The following is a 4,234-nucleotide window of genomic DNA, read 5'->3' as shown; positions in this document are numbered from 1 at the left end:
CGCCGGCCGGGGTCGGCCGGCGGCGCGGTCCACCTGCTGGCCACCGTGCGCGCCGCGGCGCCGCACCAGGCCGGCCGCGGGCGGATTGGACCCGGCCTGCTGGTGCGCCGTGACGACGTGCGGCTGGCCGTGCGGCAGGGCCGGGAGTCGAACCTGGTGCTGTTCTGCGTCGACGCGTCCGGCTCGATGGCCGCGCGGCGCCGCATGGCCGAGGTGAAGACCGCGATCCTGTCGCTGCTGACCGACGCCTACCAGCGCCGGGACAAGGTGGGCCTGGTGACCTTCCGCGGCGCCACCGCCGACCTGCTGCTGCCGCCGACGTCGTCGGTCGAGGCGGCCGCGCGGCGGCTCGAGACGCTGCCGGCGGGCGGGCGCACCCCGCTGGCCGAGGGGCTGCAGTGTGCGGCGCACACCCTGCGGGTGGAACGGATCCGGGATCCGCACCGCCGTCCGCTGCTCGTCGTCGTCACCGACGGGCGGGCGACGGCCGGCCCCGACGCGGTCGCCCGGTCCCGGCGCGCCGCCGACGAGCTGGCCGCCGAGCGGGTGGCCGCCGTCGTCCTGGACTGCGAGACGGGCCGGTTCCGCCTGGGTCTGGCCGGCCGGTTGGCCGATCACCTGCGCGCCGAGCACGTCCCGGTGGCCGAGGTGGCGGCGTCCGTGCTGACCACCGCGGTCGCCGCCCGGAACGGGCGGGTGGCCTGATGCCGCAGGCCCGTCCGGCAGCCGTGCCGGCCGACGGACTGACCACCCGGCAGCGGCGCAACCGGGCGCTGCTGATGGTGCACACCGGCGACGGCAAGGGAAAGTCCACCGCCGCTTTCGGTCTGGCCCTGCGGGCCTGGAACCAGGGCTGGCCGGTCGGCGTGTTCCAGTTCGTCAAGTCGGCCAAGTGGCGGATCGGCGAGCAGTCCGCGCTGGCCGCCCTGGACGCGGTGACCGTCGAGCAGGGCGGGGAGGCTCGGATCGAGTGGCACAAGATGGGTTCGGGCTGGTCCTGGTCCCGCAAGGCGGGCACCGAGACCGATCATGCCGCCGAGGCGGCGGAGGGCTGGGCGGAGATCAAGCGGCGGCTCGCCGCGGGGACGCACCGGCTGTACGTGCTCGACGAGTTCACCTATCCCATGTCCTGGGGGTGGGTGGACGTCGACGACGTGGTCGCGACGCTGGCCGCCCGGGCCCAGGGCCAGCACGTCGTCGTCACCGGCCGGAACGCCGACCCCCGGCTGCTGGACGCCGCCGACCTGGTCACCGAGATGCGCAAGGTCAAGCATCCGATGGACGCCGGCCAGAAGGGCCAGCGAGGCATCGAGTGGTGACGGGCACGGTGACTCACACGGTGGGCGACACGGCGACGAGCGCGGTGACGAGCTCGGCGCCGGGCCGGGTGACGTTGCCGGTGTCGGGCGGGTTGCCGCGCGGGGCGACTCGATGAGGCTGCCGCGGGTGGTCGTGGCCGCCCCGGCCTCGGGCCACGGCAAGACGACGGTGGCGACCGGCCTGATGGCCGCGCTGCGGCGGGCCGGGCACGAGGTGTCCGGGCACAAGATCGGGCCCGACTACATCGATCCGGGGTACCACGCGCTGGCCACCGGCCGGCCCGGCCGCAACCTCGACCCGCACCTGGTCGGCCCGGATCGGCTCGTCCCGCTGCTGCGGCACGGCGCGACGACGCCCCGCCCGGCCGACATCGCGATCGTCGAGGGCGTGATGGGTCTGTTCGACGGAGCGATCGGGCGGGACGGCTTCGCCTCGACCGCGCATGTCGCCGGGGTGATCGACGCGCCGGTGCTGCTGGTCGTCGACGTCTCGGCGTCGGCCCGCACGGTCGGTGCCGTGGTGTTCGGGCTGCGCGGCTTCGATCCGGCGATCCGGGTGGCCGGGGTGATCCTGAACAAGGCCGGCTCGGCCCGGCACGCGGCCGAGGCCCGGACCGCCGTCGAGGGGATCGGCGTCCCGGTGCTCGGGGTGCTGTTCCGGGACGACGGGATCAGCGCGCCGTCCCGGCATCTCGGCCTCGTCCCGGTGGCCGAGCGGGACGACGCGCGGGTGACCCTGGACCGGCTGGCCGCCCAGATCGCCGAGCGGGTCGACCTGGCCGCCGTCGTCCGGATCGCCCGGTCCGCCCCGGGGCTGCCCGGCGCCGACTGGGATCCGGTCACCGCCGTCGTTCCGGCGCCCGGCCCCACCGGGGGGGTGAGCGCCGGGCCGGTGGCCGGCCCCGGCGGTCAGCCGGTCGTCGCGGTGGCCGGCGGCCGGGCGTTCACCTTCCGGTATGCCGAGACCGAGGAACTGCTGGCCGCGGCGGGCTGCCGGCCGGTCGTGTTCGACCCGCTGGCCGCCGAGTCCCTGCCGGCCGGCACGGCCGCTTTGTACCGGGGCGGTGGGTTTCCCGTGGTGCACGCGGCCGACCTGGCCGGCAACGCGCCGCTGCGGGCCGACATCGCGGCCCGGATCGACGCCGGCCTCCCCACCGTCGCCGAGTGCGCCGGCCTGCTCTACCTGTGCCGGGAGGTCGACGGCGCCCCCATGCTGGGCGTGGTCGACGCCGTGGCGACCATGACGTCCCGGCTCACCCTCGGGTACCGGGCCGCGGTGGCCGGCGGCCCGAGCGTGCTGGCTCCGGCGGGGACCCCGGTGACCGGTCACGAGTTCCACCGGACCACCGTCAGCCCGCTCGCCGGCCCGGACCCGGCCTGGCTGATCGGCGGCGCCGGGCACGGATTCGCCCTCGACCCGGCCCGGACCGGCCGCGCCACGGTCCATGCGTCCTACCTGCACACCCACTGGGCGGGGTCGCCGGCGCTGGCCGCGCGGCTCGCGGCGGCGGCCCGCCGGTACGCCGATCCGGCTCCCGGGCCGGGTGTTTCCCGTGGAACGGCCGGTCTCCCGTCGACCCCGACCCGGACCGCGGCGGCCCCGACTCCGACCCCGACCCGAACCCCGGTGGCCCCGACCCGGGCCCCGGCCGGCCTCGCCAGTGTCGCGGACGCGGAGCCCGATCTGCACCACCACGGCGACGCGGAGGCCGGCCCGGGCCTGCTGGACTTCGCGGTCAACGTGCGCGCGCAGCGCCCGCCGGATTGGCTGGCCCGGCGGATCGCCGGGACGCTGGACACGCTCGGGCGTTACCCGGATGCCACCGCGGCCACCGCGGCGATCGCCGCCCGGCACGGCCGGCCGGTCGACCAGGTGCTGCCGACCGCGGGCGGGGCCGAGGCGTTCACGCTGATCGCCCGCGCCCTGCGGCCCGTGCACGCGGTCGTCGTGCACCCCCAGTTCACCGAACCGGAGGCTGCCCTGCGGGCGGCCGGGCACGCCGTCGAGCGGGTCGTGCTCGCCGCCGCCGACGGCTTCGTCCTGCCCCCGGGGGCGATCCCCGATGCGGCGGACCTGGTGATGATCGGCAACCCGACCAATCCCACCGGGGTGCTGCACCCGGCCGCCGAGCTGCGGCCGCTGCTGCGCCCGGGACGGGTGCTGGTGGTCGACGAGGCGTTCCTGGACGCGGTCCCCGGCGAGGCGGAATCGCTGGCCGGACAACAGCTTCCGGGTCTGCTGGTGGTCCGGTCACTGACCAAGACCTGGGCCCTGGCCGGGCTGCGGGCCGGCTACGCGGTCGGCGACGGCGAGCTGACCGGCCGGCGGGCCGCGCAGCAGCCGCCGTGGTCGGTGTCGGCCCCGGCCCTGGCCGCGATCGCGGCCTGTTGCGCGCCGGAGGCGATCGCCCGGGCCGCGGCCGAGTTGCCGACGATCGCCGCCGGGCGGTACCGGCTCGTCCGCGGACTGGCCGCGCTCGGACTGCCCGTCGCCGGCGCGCCGGCGACGCCCTTCGTGCTGGTGGACACGACCCCGGCCCTCCCGGCCGGCGCGCCGCCCGGCCTGATGCGGGACGATCTGCGGCGGCGGGGCATCGCGGTGCGTCGCGGGGACACGTTCCCGGGCCTGGGTCCGGCGTGGATCCGCATCGCCGTCCGCGACCCCGCCACCACCGACCGCCTGCTCGCCGCCCTCCAGGAGTTGATCATGGGAACACGGCCGTTTCGAGGCACGGATAACGGCCTCCATTCCATGATCAACCGCGGGACGGTGGGTCGGTGAGCGGGCCGGGGTTCGTCGCCGAGCTGCCGGTGCGCGGCCGGCGGGTGCTGGTGGTCGGCGGGGCCGATCGGGTGCTGGGCCGGATCGCCGCGCTCCGGGACGCCGGAGCCGACGTGCACGTCGTGGCGCCGGC

At 77.2% G+C, this 4,234-nt stretch carries 4 protein-coding genes; all 4 read left to right on the top strand.

The features are described from left to right. A partial coding sequence (locus tag ACOJUF_RS16570; protein ID WP_420122927.1) for a vWA domain-containing protein occupies positions 1–705 on the top strand: 705 nt, incomplete at its 5' end. Further along, positions 705–1,319: a cob(I)yrinic acid a,c-diamide adenosyltransferase gene (cobO, locus tag ACOJUF_RS16565; protein WP_420122926.1), complete on the top strand. Its 615-nt coding sequence runs from the start codon at positions 705–707 to the stop codon at positions 1,317–1,319. The genes ACOJUF_RS16570 and cobO, both read left to right, overlap by 1 nt. Positions 1,320–1,431: 112 nt before the next feature. Beyond that, positions 1,432–4,101, top strand: a complete 2,670-nt coding sequence (gene cobC, locus ACOJUF_RS16560) for an Rv2231c family pyridoxal phosphate-dependent protein CobC (protein ID WP_420122925.1) — start codon at positions 1,432–1,434, stop codon at positions 4,099–4,101. Further along, on the top strand, positions 4,098–4,234 hold a 137-nt coding region (locus tag ACOJUF_RS16555; RefSeq protein ID WP_420122928.1), incomplete at its 3' end, for an NAD(P)-dependent oxidoreductase. The genes cobC and ACOJUF_RS16555, both read left to right, overlap by 4 nt.

The sequence above is a fragment of the Nakamurella sp. genome (assembly GCF_048594475.1).
GTDB lineage: Bacteria > Actinomycetota > Actinomycetes > Mycobacteriales > Nakamurellaceae > Nakamurella.
Note: the sequence above shows the minus strand (reverse complement) of the source record. Positions and strands in the feature narration are given on the sequence as shown.

Excerpts from the sequence above, each read along its gene's own strand:
- cobO (WP_420122926.1), top strand. The coding sequence starts at position 705 with ATGCCGCAGGCCCGTCCGGCAGCCGTGCCGGCCGACGGACTGACCACC.
- cobC (WP_420122925.1), top strand. The coding sequence starts at position 1,432 with ATGAGGCTGCCGCGGGTGGTCGTGGCCGCCCCGGCCTCGGGCCACGGC.